Raw genomic sequence first — 16,766 nt, 5'->3', positions numbered from 1 at the left:
ACAAAAATGCAAAGTCTGCTTTCAATTGTAATAGCTTTCATTATTCACCGGATTTCTTCTTAAAAAACATGTCTTTTTTGATTTGGACAAGCATAGGATGGTGAAAAGAACATTTCTGAGGTGAGAAGATGTCAAATTTACAAATGAAATTAGAGGCATTTATTGAAGACGTGAATCGGGAGGATGGTTACACCCTCCTTTTATTTGAAAAGATTACAAATTTATTATTCTTTTTTATTAAATGGGGCGGGATTCCTTTGGTTCTTTATTTATTATTCGAAATTACGAGGTGGTAGCAAAGCTATACATGGCTTTTGCCATCGTTATTTACGAGGCTTTCCAATTTTCTAAGGATTACTCTCATCACATGGTGGTATTCTTGATCGTGGAATAGTTCATATAAAATCCGATAATCATTAAATATATCCAGTAAATTGTCAATTAGCTCTTTCTTCTCTTTTTTCCGTTCAATTTCTTCGTATTCTGCTTTTCTGATGGTGCTTGGTAATTTTGGAGTTTTGTCTGGTTTTTGTTGTTTGTTAATTAAGTATAAGAGACCTAGTTTTTGGATAAACGTATCGGCACTCTCGGCATCTGCGACAAGGGTTAGCTCTTCTTCTCCAGCTTCGAGCCATTCCCCGTCACTTACTCTGGAAAGTTCGTATATTACATCTTCCCATGCATCTTCTTTATAACGCCAGATTTCCGTTCGGAAACCTACAATTTTAAATAAATCAGCGCCATATCCACTTACCTGTACCAAATCTCCGAAGAAAAACTTATACTCAATATCGATTTGCTCCTGCTCCATCACGGTTCCTTCATATTCTGAAAGGAGCTGAAGGCCCGATTCAACAAAAAGACCATCGCTCTTATTTACTTCATAGACATACCGATCATCAAGCCATTTGATATCTGTAACCTTACCAACTGTGCCATACATCGTAATCACGACCGTATCACCGATCTTATACTTCGGTTTTTTTCGTTTCTCCATATCCTCCATCCTCTCAGGTGTTGAGCCGTGAACTTTGATTACAATAGTATATGCACCAATTTTATTGCCGGCACATCCAAGTGAAAAATAAGTAAAGTGTAAGGAAAAGAAAAAAATCGCCCCCCTTTTATGAGACGATTCGAATATTTATTTTTCCGATAATACATATTCCTGCCAAGCTTCATCAAAAACCGCCATGGACTCTAAATAATGTCCATTCAATTCAAGGTAAGAGGATAAATCATTGTAATCCTCTAAAGTTTTAGGGAAGCTGTGATCGTCAAAGGCATCATTGGCAAATCGGCTGATTGCATCCTTTGGCTCAGGATGCCTATATTTCATTAAAAAATGATAAAAGGATTTCCTCATAAAAAACGCCTTTCTTTCCGTGTTTTTTAATGAAACTATAACGGAAAGTCTTCCTGCCGTCCAGAGAAAAAGAAAAAACAGCCCGCTAAAATGCAGGCTGCACAGTATTTAAGAAGAAAAATCAAAGTAATTTCGCTTTAATAATCTCGGAATATTCATTAATTCCTCATAAGAAATACTTTTTCCGATTTTTTTGCAATCAATTAGATATAATTGATTTTCAATCCCTTTAATGGTCGTTTCTTTTTGATAGGTCATTGCACATTCACTGCAGGTAAGTGCAGGGGTTTCCGTAATTTCAATGGCCCTTGTTCCATCCGGCAATTCCCAAAAAACTGAATCGGAAATTTCTTTAATATTCGTGCTGTCGCACCACTCACAACTATGGCTCATGACGGTCCCCCTATTCTTTTGCTTGCTCATCTGTTGTACCGGTTTTTTTCAATTCTTCCTTCTTTGTAAGGGCTTGGAATTTCTTCTCCTTCATCTCATCCCGCTTGCCACGGTTATCCTTTAATGAATGATGCTCAGGGTTTTGATTGTATTCACTACGGCGGTCTAATCGTGTAAGACCTTCTGGAATAAGGTTAAAATGCTGGTCATTCATGATGCCGGCAATTCCCGACAAGGAGCGTTTTTCTTGATATTCAGGATAGATTCCTTCGAAATAAGCTTCTGCTTTGCCCGGTACATAGTTTTCTGGTTCTGGATAAGAGGTGATAACACCTTCAAAGTTACGAAGTACAACCTTATCCGGACTTTGAGAAATAAGATAATTTGGCTGCAAGGAAATTTTCCCGCCGCCTCCAGGAGCATCCACCACAAATGTAGGTACGGCATAGCCGCTTGTATGTCCGCGTAAGCCTTCAATGATTTCAAGCCCTTTTGATACTGGTGCACGGAAATGTCCGATTCCTTCTGATAGGTCACATTGATAAATATAGTAAGGACGAACACGAATTTTAACAAGATCATGCATTAGTTTTTTCATGATAGCGACACTGTCATTAATTCCGGCAAGGATAACGGATTGGTTCCCAATTGGTACGCCCGCATTTGCCAACATTTCACACGCTTTCTTTGATTCCTCAGTGATTTCAATCGATGTATTAAAGTGAGTATTCAGCCAGATTGGATGATACTTTTTCAAAATATTGCAAAGGTTTTCAGTAATCCTTTGCGGGAATACAACCGGTGCTCTTGTTCCAATACGGATAATTTCCACATGGTCAATTTCCCTTAAGTTTTTCAAAATGTATTCTAAAATATTGTCGTTAATTAACAATCCATCTCCGCCCGAAATTAATACATCTCGAACCTGTGGAGTTTCACGAATATAATTAATCGCTGCATCCAATTGTTTCTTTGGTACGCCCATACCAATTTGACCGGAAAAACGTCTTCTTGTACAGTAACGACAATACATGGAGCACTGATTGGTTACTAGGAAAAGAACACGATCCGGGTACCGGTGAGTTAAGCCTGGAACCGGTGAATCTTCATCTTCATGTAATGGATCTTCTAAATCATATTTGGTTTTATGGATTTCCGCTGAAATCGGTACAGATTGCATCCGAATCGGACAACGCGGATCATCTGGATTCATAAGTGAAGCATAATAAGGTGTGATATTTAAAGGAATGGTCTTAGTTGAAATTCTGACGCCTTCTTCTTCTTCTGGAGTTAAATTGATAACCTTTTTTAAATCATCCACAGTACGGATGGTATTTGTTAATTGCCATAGCCAATCGTTCCACTGCTCTTCGGTTACATCCTTCCAAAGCTCGATATCTTTCCAGTGACGCTCTGGCTTGTATAATGTTTGTTTCATAACTACATTCCTCCAATCAATGTTTACACTTTATTAATATGCAAGAAGTGTGCCAAAGCGATAAAACCTTGATATTATCAGCTTCTTTTTCAAATAGTGTAATTTTTAATCGAAAATTCACAATTTTAATAAAAAAAGATGCCGAAAATTCGGCATCTATCAATTCGTTTTCTTCAGTTTATATTGAAGGGTCTGTCTTGGAATTTCTAATAGTTTAGCAGCTTGATTGATATTCCCGCCTGATTGGCTTAGCGCAGTGTCAATCAGTTTCTTCTCGAGCTCCTCCATATTCTTTCTTAACGAAAGGGTCTCGCTTTCCACTTCTATTCGTTTTGGCCTATGAGTTACCGCCTGCTGCCTGAGCATGATAGGCAGATCCTCATTTGTTAGACAAGTTCCTTCACAGACGTTCATCATGTATTCAATGGTATGCTTTAACTCCCTGACATTGCCTGGCCAAGCATAATCCTTGAAGAAAGCTTTGAGGCGATCATCTAATCCTTTTACGTTTTTTTGCAATTTTTGATTAAAAGCCTTTATAAAATGGTCCGTCAGAAAGAAAATATCTTCAGTCCTTTCCCGGAGCGGGAGAAGTGAGAAAGTAAAGACATTTAAGCGGTAATACACGTCGTAGCGAATCTTTTGCTCCTCAAGGGCCACACTCGGATGAACATTCATGGCGGCAATCACCCGAACATCAACGGAAATATTTTGCGCGCTCCCAACTCTACGAACGATTCCATCCTCTAGCACTCTTAAAAGCTTTGCCTGCAATTCCACTGGCATCGCATGTAACTCGTCCAGGAAAAGTGTTCCTCCATCTGCAAGTTCAAATAAACCTTTGCGCTCGACGGCACCAGTGTAGCTGCCTTTCGCAGTACCAAAAAGGATACTCTCCAGCAGTGATTCCGGGATGGCGGCACAGTTTTGTGCGATAAACGGTCCATCGCTTCTACGTGATTCATAGTGAATCCCTTGAACAATCAATTCTTTCCCCGTTCCGGACTCACCATATACAAGAATCGGAGCATCTGATTTAGCCAGCTTTTTTGCTTCGTTTTTCATATTTTTAAAGATAGGATTCTCTGTTTTTAAATCATCAAGGGTGTATTTTACTTGATTGACTGTTTTTTTCTTGCTGCCTTTATTTAAACCCTTTTGCAGATCTAAAAGCCTCTCTGCAAGCAGCTTCATCCTTGAATAGTCCTTTGCAATTTCAACAGCACCAATGATTTCCTCACCGAGAAAAATCGGCAAGGTCGTATTGATGGTATCAATCCTTGTCCCATGTAAATTTACATAGACCTGTGTTTGATTATAGATCGGCTTCTTGGTCTTGATTACTTTTAGAAGGGTGCTTGATTCCTCTGTTAAGGAAGGAAAGGCATCAAATAAATGCTTACCCAGCACCTCTTTTCCATCCATACCATCATGTTTTGCTGCTACTTCATTGTAAAGAATAGTTTCCCCATTTGTATTCACGACGTGTATTCCTTCGTCAATACTTTTTAAAATGGCTGTAAGAACTTCTGATGTTAATGCCGTTAATTGAATCAACTATTTTTCACCTGCCAAAAATCATTAAAAAACAAGGTGCCGAAAATTCGTCACTAGAGCCGAAAATTTAGCAGTTTGCCAGATTCTTCACCCACATATTCATATCTTCAAGCTTATCGTAAATATAACAATTATTCATAAACCTTCCCCGGTAGGTGTATCCTAGTTGAAACAAAGCAGCATTCATGCCAAAGGAAAGCGATCTTGCGATAGAATAGGCACAAAAAACCCCCTGTCTCTTTAATTCCCCTTCAAGCTCCTTAAGAAGGATTTTCATCAAACCATATTTTCCACGGTACTCTGGAAGTGTCGCACAATCAGTTAACTCCGCATTTTTGTAGAATTCATTAATCTCAGCTGATGCGGAGCTGACAATTTTTCCTTCATGAAAGAAGACATAATAGACAGTCCCTTCCTTCATCGTCTTTTTCACATATTCCGGGTCATTCATTGGAGTTGGATAAATTTCAAAAACCTGACGATAAAGGGCAGCAAGTCCATCAGCAAAGCTTTCATCAGCTTTTTTTAACTCGTACTCCTTTGGCGGATAAGGCTTTTCAACCGAAGGATCCAATTGATAGATGCTTTGGAGGAGTTCATCCTCTTTTAACCAATATTCATTTTTCTTCCGCTCAGCGGTATAAAATTTTGAAAAGAAATAGGCATCCGAGCCAAGGAAATAACCATCAAGAATGGCCTCAGGCTGCAGACCCTTTTCATAAAATAAACGAAGATCCTCCGCACGGCCTTTAACGATTAATTTTTCCGCCTGGTGTTGATGAACAAGTTCTTCTGCCTGCTTTACTACTAAACTAGTATTACCACGATAATCATCAACCCGAATTCGTTTGTTAAATGGGTCTACATATGCATTTAAATAAAAATTATTTTCCTCAATGATGATAGTTGTAGCTGTTTCTTTCATTTGTATCACTCCTATTTACAATATTAACAGACATTTACCACAAAAAAATGCCTGACTGGAAAAAGTCAGGCCTTTCCGTAATCTAATGATTTGGGTCTCTATTCCCATTTATTCACTGACGCTGCACCATTTTATTAATGTTAGAGCTATAATTTCACTAGCTTTATAAAGTTCCTCCAGTTCAATATGTTCGTCGGCATCATGGGCAGTTTCAGTAATGCCAGGGCCAAAAACAACAACCGGCGTGTCCCCTACAGATGAAAGAATTCCTCCGTCTGTTCCCCATGGACTTGCTTCAATCACAGGTGATTTTCCGGTAATTTCTTGGAAACTTTCCGATAAATCCTTCATTAATGGATGATCACTTTCGAGTGATCCGGGGATCCAACGCCCACCAAACCATTCAATTTGCAGCGGATTTTCACAGAACCAATCATCCTGTTGGTTCAACTCCTGGAGACAATTTTCCATTTCCAGCTTAGCTGAAGGAATGGTTTCATCAGGAGCTACTCCCATTCTGCCTTCGATGAAAGCTAAATCCGGAACAGAAGATGGCCATTCTCCGCTATTGATTTTTCCAATATTAATTGGAATTGGGATAGGAATTGAATCAAAAAGGGGATCGGATATTCTCGAGTTTCGGTCTTTTTCTAATTGTTGCAATCTTTGAATCACACGAACAGACTTCTCAATCGCACTTATTCCCTCGTACCTTGTTCCGCCATGGGCCGCTCTTCCTTTTACTTTAATACGAAACCACATGGATCCTTGCTGCTTTGGAAAAATTTTCATGTTGGTCGGTTCAGGAATAATTGCTCCGTCAGCACGATACCCTCGTAAAACAGCTGCTAGTGTTCCGGCACCGCCGCTCTCTTCTTCAATCACACTTTGAAAAATAACATCGCCCTTGAGCTTGATACCGGTTTCGATTAATGACTCAATTGCGAGGAGGAGAGCAACAGAACCACCTTTCATATCTGTAGCCCCGCGGCCATATAACTTTCCATTTTCAATTTGCCCGCTAAATGGATCGTGCTTCCAGTTTTTCTCATCCCCAACAGGAACGACATCGATGTGGCCATTAAGAATGATCGATTTTCCACCACCGGTACCTTTTAATACGGCGACTACATTCGGATTTCCTTCAAAGTTTTGCCGGTCACAGCAAAAGGCTGGATGATTTTTTAATTCTTCATCGCCAATCTCCCATATATCCAAATCCAGTCCAAGCTGCCGGCACTTTTCGATAACGATAGCTTGTGCACCACTTTCATTTCCCCGGGTACTGTTTTCCTGGACCATTAATTGTAAAAGCTTCGCTCCACGGTTTCGGTTTTCATTCAGCCATTTTTTTACTCGATTTTCTTTCGTTTTCAATCAATTCACTCCTTTAGGGCCAGTTGAAAGAATTAATAGGGGATTTTCCGAATCTGCTCACTGATGGTAATTTCACAGCCTGTTTTTCCGTTAACATTTTCTAAATCAAATGGGGCAAATAATTCCGTTAATATTAACCCATCCTCTGTCACCTGAAAAACAGCCATCTCCGTGATAATCAAATCTACACAAGCAGCGGAAGTTAATGAAAAAGTGCATTCTTTTACTATCTTGGGATTGCCAAACTTATCACAATGATTCATTAAGACAATGACCTTTTTCGCCTTTTGAGCCAGTTCCATTGCTCCGCCCATCCCCGGAACCTTTTTCCCTGGAACAATCCAGTTTGCAAGATCACCCTTTTGGCTGACCTGGAGGGAACCCAGTACAGTAATATCGACTCTGCCCCTGCGAATCATGCCAAAGGCGATGGAGCTGTCACAATAGGAGCCGCCGCTGACCAAGGTAACCGGAAATCCGCCCGCATTGCATAAATTTTCATCTTCCGATCCCTTTTGTGGGCTTGGTCCCATTCCAGTAATTCCGTTTTCAGCATGGAACATCACTTTCATATCTCTTGGAAGGTGATTCGGAACGAGCGAAGGAATCCCAATCCCAAGGTTGACGACCATCCCATTCTTAATTTCTTCGGCAGCACGTCTTGCCATTTGGTTGCGGTTATCTACTCCCATGCCCATTTCCAATTCACCCCCTTCGAAGGAATAATATAATCTACGAACACACCAGGAGTCACAATTTCCTCAGGATTCAGGCTGCCCATTGGGACGATTTCTTCTACTTCTACAATCGTCAAATCTCCAGCCATTGCCACAAGCGGATTATTATTCCTGGAACTCTTGTCAAAAATTAAATTTCCATATTCATCTGCCTTCTTAGCATAAATGATGGCAATTTCAGCTGTCAGCGGGGTTTCAACAAGATAGTCTTTTCCATTTAAGCTCATAACCGGTTTGTTTTTCGCGACCATTTCATTATCCATGCCAATGTCTGATAGAATACCGGGAAGGCCAACCCCTCCTGCGCGAATTCGTTCCGATAAAATTCCCTGGGGTGAAAATTCCACTTCAAGTTTCCCTTCATGCATTAACTTGCCGGCAATGGGATTTGAACCGATATGGGAGGCAATTACTTTAACTGCTCGTTCTTGACTCACGATTTTACCGATACCGATGTGCGGAAACCCTGTATCGTTCCCAATTAGTGTCAGATTGCGAATTCCTTTTTCTAAAATTCCATCAATAAGAGTCGGAGGGGAACCAACCCCGCCAAAACCTCCGAACAACAATGACATTCCGTCATGGAAAAATTCCATCACTTTTTCCAGCGTTGTAATTTTTCCAAATGGATTTTCCATTTCTGAACCACCATCCTAAACGAGATCAGCTAATTGATTTGAAAACGTTTCAAATGTAGCTTTTAATAAGCTACAGATTTCTTCCATCTCCCTTTTGGTGATGGTCAACGGAGGGGAAATAATGATGGAATCTCCATTCACACCATCCATTCCTGCTCCTGCAGGGTAAACAAGAAGCCCTTTTTCCTTAGCCATTGTAACAATCGTTTGAGTTACGGCTGCTTTTCTTTCGAAAGGCCGTTTGGTTGTTTTGTCTTCGACAAACTCAATCCCAAATAGCAGTCCTTTACCTCGTACATCCCCGATAAATGAATATTGTTTTTTTAATTTTTCAAGCAGATTTCTTAGGTACACACTCTTGTTTTCTACTTCTTTCACAATCTCATTTTTTTCAAGGTATTCAAGAACAGCCAAGGACACGGCACAGGATTGCGGGTTTGCGCTTAACGTGTGGCCGCTCATGACGGATTTCGTACCAGCCAAAATGGGTTCCATGACTTTTTCACTTGCAACCGCTGCCGCAATAGGAGCATACCCGGCACCCATGCCCTTTCCAAAGGTGACAATATCCGGAACTACCCCATATTGTTCTAATGCAAGTATCGTGCCAGTACGACCAAAGCCAGTCATCACTTCATCTGCGATAAACAGGATATCATACTGGTCCAAGATTTTTTTTATAACCTTAAAATAATCCTTGGGCGGTGTAATCGCGGCTCCTGATGCGCCAATGACAGGCTCTGCAATGAAAGCAGCTATCTTGTCTGCACCAATCCGATTGATCGCTGTTTCTAATTCATGCGCACACCGATAGGCGCAGGACGTTGGTTCAAGGTTATAGGGACAACGGTAACAATAGGGTGGGTTGATTACAGGAAAGTCTTCTAGTAATGGTACAAACCTCGCCCTTCTGGCGGCATGACCTGACATGGAAAGGGCCCCCATTGTGATGCCGTGATAGCTCACCCATCTTGATAAGATCTTTGTTTTTGTTTGGATTCCTTTTTCCTGCCAATATTGAATGGCCATTTTCATAGCGGTTTCTGTTGCTTCTGACCCACTGTTGACAAAAAAGCTCCAATTTAGATCTCCCGGTAACAGTTCTGCCATTTTTTTTGCCAGCTCTTCTGCGGGATTACTGGTAAACTGTGAACGATAAACAAATGAAACTTTTTCCGCCTGTTTATTCATCGCTTCAATTATTTCTGGAACCCCGTGCCCAATATTTGCTGTGACGGCACCTGAAGCGGCATCAAGATACTTTTTCCCTTCTAAATCATATAAATAGACCCCTTTGCCATAATCAATGACCGGGTAATTTTCATCCATCATTGGTTTTATTAAATAAGAACGTTCCACCATGGACACCACTTCCCTTTTTACCTAAGTCTGCTTAATAAATTGTATGACTTGTTGTTTGTTCATATGTGGGGGCCAGATTTTTCTTGGTACTTATAAGTATGAGGATAGGGTCTCTTAAATAATGTTCGCTGTAAATTTTTCAAACCCTTCGAGAAAATTGAAATTTTTTAAAGCGCTTACACGAAAGGTGATGGTTTTTGGCGAAAAAAGGTGCGATTATTGGTTTCGCTGATTGAACAGGTTTTTTCGCTGATTGGGCACAATTTTTCGCCAATAGAATGTGTTTTTTCGCTGATTAGCGGCTGAAATCGGGACTTCCTCGTATGTTTTGCGGAGCGCTCAGATCGGAGAATAGCCAATTCGATGATTGGGATGCGGTTTTCGCTGATTGAACAGGTTTTTTCGCTGAATGGGCACAATTTTTCGCCAATAGAATGTGTTTTTTCGCTGATTGGCGGCTGAAATCGGGACTTGCTCGTATGTTTTGCGGAGCGCTCAGATCGGAGAATAGCCAATTCGATGATTGGGATGCGGTTTTCGCTGATTGAACGGGTTTTTTCGCTGATTGGGCACACTTTTTCGCCAATAGAATGTGTTTTTTCGCTAATTGGCAGCTGAAATCGGGACTTCCTCGTATGTTTTGCGGAGCGCTCAGATCGGCGAATAGACGATTCGCTGATTGGGATGCGGTTTTCGCTGATTGAACAGGTTTTTTCGCTGATTGGGCACACTTTTTCGCCAATAGAATGTGTTTTTTCGTTAATTGGCAGCTGAAATCGGGACTTCCTCGTATGTTTTGCGGAGCGCTCAGACCCGCAATAGCCAATTCGATGATTGGGATGCGGTTTTCGCTGATTGAACAGGTTTTTTCGCTGATTGGGCACAATTTTTCGCCAATAGAATGTGTTTTTTCGCTGATTGGCGGCTGAAATCGGGACTTGCTCGTATGTTTTGCGGAGCGCTCAGATCGGAGAATAGCCGATTCGCTGATTGGGATGCAGTCTTCGCTGATTGAACAGGTTTTTTCGCTGATTGGACTCAATTTTTCGCCAATAGAATGTGTTTTTTCGCTGATTGGCGGCTGAAATCGGGACTTGCTCGTATGTTTTGCGGAGCGCTCAGACCCGCAATAGCCGATTCGCTGATTGGGATGCAGTCTTCGCTGATTGAACAGGTTTTTTCGCTGGTTGGACTCAATTTTTCGCCAATAGAATACGAGTTTTCACGAAATATTCACGATTTAAAATTAAAGTATGCAGGATTTCCAATTAAAATTTAGAAATTATAACCGACTAAGAAAGGAGTGACTATTTTGATTCAAAAGAAAAGGACTATTCCATTAAAAATTCTCATTTTAGAGGTTCTACTTCGACGATTACCTCTATCCGACCCAAGACGACCTCAAATTACTGAAGAACTAAGTAAAAGAAAAGCTGGTTTTAAAGGTGAACAATCCCTAGATTTTTATTTTAGCAAGCTCGATGAAAAGAAAATAATGATATTCCATGACCTCAATCTCCCGGATGGAGACTATAATAGTCAAATTGATACACTGATCCTTTCGCTCGAATTTGCCTTGATAATTGAAATCAAGAATATGACAGGAAAATTAGTATTTGATTCAGAAAATGATCAATTCTTTCAAATTATTGATGGCAAAGAAAAAGGATACACCGATCCGATTGCCCAGTCAGAAAGGCACAGAGATTACATTAAAAACCTTTTAACTATTCACAATTTCCCGCCAGTACCCGTTGACTATTTAGTCGTTGTTAGTAATCCATACTCGATTCTTGAATTTAGAAAGAGCAGTATTGAATTAAAACAGCGCGTATGTAAAGCAGATAGTTTCCTTAAAAGATTTAAGTTCTTCGAAAATAGTTATTCAACCAATATCCTCGATACAAAAGATCTCCGGAAACTAAGTAGACTTCTTCTAAAAATGAACACTCCGCCCACTAATTTCATTCTCAAAAAATATGGGATTCAAAAACATGAACTTTTAATTGGAGTACATTGCCCGTATTGTTTTTACCTCCCGCTTAAACGTGAAAAGAGAAAGTGGTTCTGCCCTTCCTGCAATACAATCTCAATTGATGCCCATATACACACATTACAGGATTATTTTTTAGTGATGGACTCGAAAATCACAAACAAGCAGTTTAGGGATTTTATCCATATTCCATCCATTGATACCTCTAAAAGACTACTGCAATCCGCACCGCTGTCCCATTTTGGAAAAAACAGACACGTAATGTACTACCCGACCAACCTTCCTTGGATTAATAAATAAAAAACTGACCCTATCAAATCTAGAGTCAGCCATTCGTTTTTATATTTTAGTAGGCCCAGCTTGCTCCGATGATGATGAGCAAAATAAAGAGAACGACGATTAGCGCAAAACCGCCAAATCCACATCCAGCGCCGCCTACCGGAAAACCATATCCACCGTAAGGGTACCCGCAGCAGCCATCATAGCCATAGCCATAACCATAACCGTACATAATAATGTTCACTCCTTGAAAATTTGTTTCTTACCTCTTTTACATTATGAAGTAGGCAGTTGTCCCGTATGTGCATCTGCCCATATTTTTCAAAAAACCATCCGCTAATACCCATATATAAATGAAAAAAAGCCGCTCAATGGCGGCTTTTTTCATTTATTAAATAGACTTGTAAATTCTCCGTACCCTTCCTCTTCAAGCTTTTCTTTTGGAATAAACCGCAACGCCGCAGAGTTTATACAGTAGCGTAAGCCATTTGGTCCGGGACCATCATTAAAAACGTGGCCAAGATGGGAATCGGCTGCTTTACTTCGTACCTCCGTTCGAATCATAAAATGGCTGAAATCTTCTTTTTCAACAACCTCTTCCTCTTCAATCGGTCTCGTAAAGCTTGGCCAGCCGCAGCCGGCATCAAATTTATCCAACGAACTGAACAACGGCTTCCCTGAAACAATATCTACAAATAGCCCTTCCCGATTCTCATTCCAATAATCATTTCGAAACGGCGGCTCTGTTGCATTATTTTGGGTAACTTCATACTGAATGGATGTTAATTTTTTTTTCAATTGTTCTTTATTTTTCATACTGTTTCCCCCAATGTCTTTCAATAAAGCCTGAGCGGCCTGATCCTTCATGATAGGACTCATAATGAGCACGGTTTTTCTTATAATAATGCTGGTGATAGTCCTCGGCCGGATAAAATGGCTTCGCTGGTAATATCGGCGTGACAATCGGTTTCGAAAAACGACCGCTATTCTGCAATCTCAGTTTTGAGGCTTCAGCAAGTGTTTTTTGTGTTTCATTATGATAAAAAATTGCGGTTTGATAGGATTGACCACGGTCGTAAAATTGACCTCCCGGATCAGTCGGATCAATCTGCTGCCAAAAAAGTTCAAGTAATTTTTCATATGGAAAAACATTTGGGTCATAGGTAATTTGGACGGCTTCATAATGTCCCGTTGTATCCGAACAAACTTGCTGATACGTTGGGTTCTCTAATGTACCGCCTGTGTATCCGGAAATCACGCTTATAATCCCCGGCTGCTCATCAAACGGTTTCACCATGCACCAAAAACAGCCGCCTGCAAAAGTTGCCACTTCCTCAGTACTTTCCAATCTGCTCACCCCACAATTTTTCAACTTGAACCCAAGTATACCGAATGTTTTTCGAAAAATAAAATAACACGATTACAGGTGCAACTAAATAGACACCTACCTATCCCCAACTGAATATTGTACTAGTAAATAAGAGAATAGGAGCGAGCAGTATGTCCGAAAATAGAACCCATTCTGATTATCTTCAACGGGCGGCGATCTATGATACACTTTCCCAATTTTATAAATACTCGAACCCGGACCTTCATATGCAGTTCTACTTAAAACACATGAAGTATATCAATAAAGCATTCAATACGATGCGGATCCAGGCACAGCAAATGCAGACAGAGGCAAACATCCGTATTCTTAACACCTCTCCTGATGCCCCTAATTTAGACATTTATGTCAACGGGAAGCGGGTGGTAAGAGATCTGCCCTTTAAAGAAGTGAGTCAGGCGCTAACCTTAAAACCTGGTAAATATCATGTTGATATTTATCCGGCAGGTAATATGGTGGATAGCGTCTTGAATAAAAAAATGACGATTGAACCTGGTAAATCGTACACATGGGCAATCATTGATTCTGTAAAAAAAATGCGTCTCCTCATTTACCTGAACCAACCGGAGGTACCAACAAATGAAGCAAAGGTACGTTTTATTCACCTTTCACCTGATACCCATGCTTTAGATGTAGCCGTTAAGGACCGAGATGTTATTTTCCCCAAGGTAGCCTATAAGGAAGCCACGGAATATTTAGCATTATCACCCATGACAGTAAACCTCGAAGCAAGGGAAGCTGGTACAAAAAATGTTACCCTTTCAATGCCAAATTCACAATTTAAGGCAAATGAAGTCTACACGATATTCTTCCTTGGTTTATCTAAAGGAAATCCAGAGCTGCAATCCATCGTCATCAAAGAATAAACGAAGACTGAGTTCCAATCTCAGTCTTTTTTGCAGCTTGACTTCTAGCATACAAAACCCAATAATCTGGTAGGATTTGAAAGAAGAGAGGAGCTTTACCATGCAACTTCCCCCCGAATTTATTCGGAAGTTTACAGATATACTTAAAGAGGAATCCAATAATTTTTTCCATACATATGAAGAAAGCAGGATGAGCGGACTACTTTCTGACATAAAAACAGGGCGCCTTATCAAGAATGAGGCACCTTGTTTTTATTTGACTGGAACTAAGATAATAAAGGAAATATCATCCTTTTCTAAGTCAAACTTCTCTGCTTTTATTTTTAGGTCACTTTTGAGTTTTAATTGCTGCATATGAACGTAGACAAGTTTGTTATCCGGCTGAATGTCTACCCCTCTTGGCAGCTTATAGTTTTCTTCAATGAATTTTAGTACATAGGAAACAGGCAGATTCAGGTTTCCAATTTTAATCGATTTTTGCTTTAGAACCAAGTCACCATTTGGCAGTGCTTTCGGCTTAAAAGTCATTTTTAGATTTAGCTGTTCACTAAAAAACGGGATGGTTCCGTACAGCTCGACTTCATCCCCTAAAAGAACACGATAAGCAATTGGAGAATCGGCCGCTTCAGTTTGTAAATAATGGTTGATGAGCTGATTCAAATCCTGCTTGTTCGACCTAATTCGAAACGAAACATAATCCCCGTTTTGCCCTTTAACAAGGCTTTCCTGCTTCTCCGATGACGGTGACAACAGTAAGCCGAAAATAATCATGACAACTAAAAGGTCAATTCCTAATAAAAGTAAGAATCCCCTTTTCCATTTATTTTTCATACAAAACTAATTCTCCTCTTTACTGACCATATACGAATTCTTTTCCAAATCAGGTAATGTGCGTTCTCCCAATGTCTGGTTAAGCCTTTGTGCAATTAAATTATATCCTTTATCATTTGGATGAAAATTATCCTTATACAAAAGATTTTCTGAATTCTTGTTAAACAAATCTTCAATAGAAACAAAATAGGCGTTGGGATAATTAGCCATTACAGACTGACCAGCATGGTTCCACTCCTTAACAATTTGGTCGAGCTCTTCCATATTGGCAAACCATTTTGAAAACGGATTATACAAACCGATTAGAACGATTGCGGCATTAGGATTTTCTTCAGAAATGGTCTCCATGATTTGAGTCAAATGGACAATATATTCCTCTTTACCTCTTGTAAAATCGGAGAATTGCAGGTCGGTAATATTGTCCCTAAGGACTTTTACAATATCGTTGCCGCCAATGGTTAAGATCACTAAATCAGCCTTGGAAATAGCGGCTTTCATTTCCGGCGATTGCAACCGCTTCAACAATTGTGTTGTCCGATTTCCCTTTACGCCAAAATTATAAAATTCCGCTTCTTTGATACCCTTTTCTTTTTCAAGCATTTTTTTAAGAAAGGGCAAATAGCCGCCTTTATTGCTACTATCCCCCACACCTTGTGTTAAGGAATCACCAGCAGAAACAACAGTTAAGTTTCGTGGAATAAAGTCAGCCGGAACCTGCTTATAAACTATCTTTGCAGTTTTTTTATAGGAGTGCGGCTTCCATTGGGTGGACCCGCCACAAGAACAAAGGAAAAATAAGGAGAGAATTAGAAGAGTGAAAAACTTTTTCATAATACTTCACCTTCTTCTCAAACTATAAATATTATAACATGTGAAAAAACATTCAAACCTTATTGACAAAATCTAACAACTTCGCGATTGAAACCGTTTACAAAAAAGATTGAAGGTAAAAAAATAGACCTAATTTAGGTCTATTGTAGTGCTTTTATATCATTGATAATTTCATCATATGGCACTTCTTTAAAACCGTTATAAGATTTTTTAATATTTCCGTTTTGGTCCACTAAATAAATGGAGGTACCGTGAATCACCTGGTTCCCCTTTTCAGGCTTTTTGACAAGTGCCTTGTAATTTTTCAAAGCAAAATTTTCGATAAAGGACTGTGAATAACCAGTTAGGAATGTCCAGTTTTTAAAATCAATTTGATATTGGTCGGCAAACTCTGTTAACTTTTGAGGGGTATCTACTTTTGGATCCACACTATAGGAAACAAACTCGACATTTTTCAAGCCTTCATCCTTCACCTTTTTTTGAAGTTTTTGCATATTGGCTGTCATTGGCGGGCAAATATCCACACAGCTGGTAAAAATAAAATCGGAAATCCAAACCTTCCCTTTTAAATCTTTCAACCCAAAAGGTTTACCGGCTTGAGTTGTAGCTGAAAAATCTTTAATCGGCCAGTTCACAGCATTTTTAATTTCTTTTTTTCCGCATGCTGACAGTATCAGTGTACATAACAACAATAAAGTCAGCCAAATCCGAACTTTCATGATATCACCCATTATGTTTTTCATTTTCATTCCGTGAATAGTGTAACAAAGTTTTGAAAAAGAAGAA

General features: G+C 39.8%; 21 protein-coding genes. 4 read left to right on the top strand and 17 right to left on the bottom strand.

Going from position 1 to position 16,766, the window contains the following annotated elements; translation table 11 throughout:
• Positions 1-128: 128 nt before the first annotated feature.
• A complete protein-coding gene (locus J2Y67_RS03085; protein ID WP_310170451.1) occupies positions 129-296 on the top strand; it encodes a hypothetical protein in 168 nt (55 codons plus the stop codon).
• A 5-nt stretch (positions 297-301) separates the two neighbouring features.
• On the opposite strand, the gene J2Y67_RS03080 is transcribed toward J2Y67_RS03085, so the two are convergent.
• From J2Y67_RS03080 to J2Y67_RS03030, 11 genes are all read right to left on the bottom strand, one after another.
• Entirely contained in the window at positions 302-997 is a 696-nt protein-coding gene (locus tag J2Y67_RS03080) for a hypothetical protein (RefSeq protein ID WP_310170449.1), read from the bottom strand.
• A gap of 147 nt (positions 998-1,144) precedes the next feature.
• Positions 1,145-1,366 carry a YozE family protein gene (locus tag J2Y67_RS03075; RefSeq protein ID WP_310170447.1) on the bottom strand — a complete coding sequence of 74 codons (222 nt, stop codon included), beginning with the start codon at positions 1,364-1,366 and terminating at the stop codon, positions 1,145-1,147.
• A gap of 108 nt (positions 1,367-1,474) precedes the next feature.
• The gene (locus J2Y67_RS03070; RefSeq protein WP_310170444.1) at positions 1,475-1,759 is read right to left on the bottom strand and encodes a YokU family protein; all 285 of its coding nucleotides are present in this window, start codon (positions 1,757-1,759) and stop codon (positions 1,475-1,477) included.
• 10 nt (positions 1,760-1,769) lie between these two features.
• Complete coding sequence (gene kamA / locus J2Y67_RS03065) at positions 1,770-3,197, bottom strand: lysine 2,3-aminomutase (protein WP_310170442.1); 1,428 nt, start codon at positions 3,195-3,197, stop codon at positions 1,770-1,772.
• Between the two features lie 159 nt (positions 3,198-3,356).
• The gene (locus J2Y67_RS03060) at positions 3,357-4,754 is read right to left on the bottom strand and encodes a sigma-54 interaction domain-containing protein (RefSeq protein ID WP_310170439.1); all 1,398 of its coding nucleotides are present in this window, start codon (positions 4,752-4,754) and stop codon (positions 3,357-3,359) included.
• A gap of 67 nt (positions 4,755-4,821) precedes the next feature.
• Positions 4,822-5,679 carry a putative beta-lysine N-acetyltransferase gene (gene ablB, locus J2Y67_RS03055; RefSeq protein ID WP_310170436.1) on the bottom strand — a complete coding sequence of 286 codons (858 nt, stop codon included), beginning with the start codon at positions 5,677-5,679 and terminating at the stop codon, positions 4,822-4,824.
• Between the two features lie 108 nt (positions 5,680-5,787).
• Entirely contained in the window at positions 5,788-7,056 is a 1,269-nt protein-coding gene (locus J2Y67_RS03050; protein ID WP_310170434.1) for a peptidase, read from the bottom strand.
• Positions 7,057-7,088: 32 nt separating this feature from the next.
• Positions 7,089-7,754 carry a 3-oxoacid CoA-transferase subunit B gene (locus J2Y67_RS03045; RefSeq protein ID WP_310170431.1) on the bottom strand — a complete coding sequence of 222 codons (666 nt, stop codon included), beginning with the start codon at positions 7,752-7,754 and terminating at the stop codon, positions 7,089-7,091.
• Complete coding sequence (locus tag J2Y67_RS03040) at positions 7,739-8,431, bottom strand: CoA transferase subunit A (RefSeq protein WP_310170429.1); 693 nt, start codon at positions 8,429-8,431, stop codon at positions 7,739-7,741. Before J2Y67_RS03040 ends, J2Y67_RS03045 begins: the two co-directional genes overlap by 16 nt.
• A gap of 15 nt (positions 8,432-8,446) precedes the next feature.
• A complete protein-coding gene (locus J2Y67_RS03035; RefSeq protein ID WP_310171164.1) occupies positions 8,447-9,790 on the bottom strand; it encodes an aspartate aminotransferase family protein in 1,344 nt (447 codons plus the stop codon).
• Between the two features lie 298 nt (positions 9,791-10,088).
• Positions 10,089-10,835: a hypothetical protein gene (locus J2Y67_RS03030; protein ID WP_310170426.1), complete on the bottom strand. Its 747-nt coding sequence runs from the start codon at positions 10,833-10,835 to the stop codon at positions 10,089-10,091.
• Between the two features lie 15 nt (positions 10,836-10,850).
• On the opposite strand from J2Y67_RS03030, the gene J2Y67_RS03025 reads away from it, so the two are divergent.
• Together J2Y67_RS03025 and J2Y67_RS03020 are read left to right on the top strand one after the other, a co-directional pair.
• On the top strand, positions 10,851-11,072 hold the full coding sequence (locus J2Y67_RS03025) for a hypothetical protein (RefSeq protein WP_310170424.1): 222 nt from the start codon (positions 10,851-10,853) through the stop codon (positions 11,070-11,072).
• 33 nt (positions 11,073-11,105) lie between these two features.
• Positions 11,106-12,086 carry a nuclease-related domain-containing protein gene (locus J2Y67_RS03020; RefSeq protein ID WP_310170422.1) on the top strand — a complete coding sequence of 327 codons (981 nt, stop codon included), beginning with the start codon at positions 11,106-11,108 and terminating at the stop codon, positions 12,084-12,086.
• A gap of 46 nt (positions 12,087-12,132) precedes the next feature.
• Here J2Y67_RS03020 and J2Y67_RS27885 read toward each other — a convergent pair whose 3' ends face one another.
• From J2Y67_RS27885 to msrA, 3 genes are all read right to left on the bottom strand, one after another.
• Entirely contained in the window at positions 12,133-12,297 is a 165-nt protein-coding gene (locus J2Y67_RS27885; RefSeq protein WP_396954033.1) for a YjcZ family sporulation protein, read from the bottom strand.
• 152 nt (positions 12,298-12,449) lie between these two features.
• On the bottom strand, positions 12,450-12,881 hold the full coding sequence (gene msrB, locus J2Y67_RS03010) for a peptide-methionine (R)-S-oxide reductase MsrB (protein ID WP_310170420.1): 432 nt from the start codon (positions 12,879-12,881) through the stop codon (positions 12,450-12,452).
• Complete coding sequence (msrA, locus tag J2Y67_RS03005) at positions 12,871-13,362, bottom strand: peptide-methionine (S)-S-oxide reductase MsrA (protein ID WP_396954037.1); 492 nt, start codon at positions 13,360-13,362, stop codon at positions 12,871-12,873. Before msrA ends, msrB begins: the two co-directional genes overlap by 11 nt.
• A 203-nt stretch (positions 13,363-13,565) precedes the next feature.
• On the opposite strand from msrA, the gene J2Y67_RS03000 reads away from it, so the two are divergent.
• Positions 13,566-14,318 (top strand): DUF4397 domain-containing protein, encoded by a 753-nt coding sequence (locus tag J2Y67_RS03000; RefSeq protein ID WP_310170417.1) that lies wholly within the window; start codon positions 13,566-13,568, stop codon positions 14,316-14,318.
• A 252-nt stretch (positions 14,319-14,570) separates the two neighbouring features.
• On the opposite strand, the gene J2Y67_RS02995 is transcribed toward J2Y67_RS03000, so the two are convergent.
• The 3 genes from J2Y67_RS02995 to J2Y67_RS02985 all read right to left on the bottom strand — a co-directional run bounded on the left by J2Y67_RS02995 (position 14,571) and on the right by J2Y67_RS02985 (position 16,729).
• Positions 14,571-15,149, bottom strand: coding sequence for a YpmS family protein (locus J2Y67_RS02995; RefSeq protein WP_310170414.1), 579 nt, complete (start codon positions 15,147-15,149; stop codon positions 14,571-14,573).
• 6 nt (positions 15,150-15,155) lie between these two features.
• Entirely contained in the window at positions 15,156-15,980 is an 825-nt protein-coding gene (locus J2Y67_RS02990; RefSeq protein ID WP_310170412.1) for an SGNH/GDSL hydrolase family protein, read from the bottom strand.
• Between the two features lie 140 nt (positions 15,981-16,120).
• On the bottom strand, positions 16,121-16,729 hold the full coding sequence (locus J2Y67_RS02985) for an SCO family protein (protein WP_310170410.1): 609 nt from the start codon (positions 16,727-16,729) through the stop codon (positions 16,121-16,123).
• Positions 16,730-16,766: the final 37 nt, after the last annotated feature.

It is taken from the genome of Neobacillus niacini (genome assembly GCF_031456445.1).
GTDB classification, from domain to species: Bacteria; Bacillota; Bacilli; order Bacillales; family Cytobacillaceae; genus Neobacillus; species Neobacillus niacini_I.
This window is presented reverse-complemented; position numbering and strand designations above follow the sequence as displayed.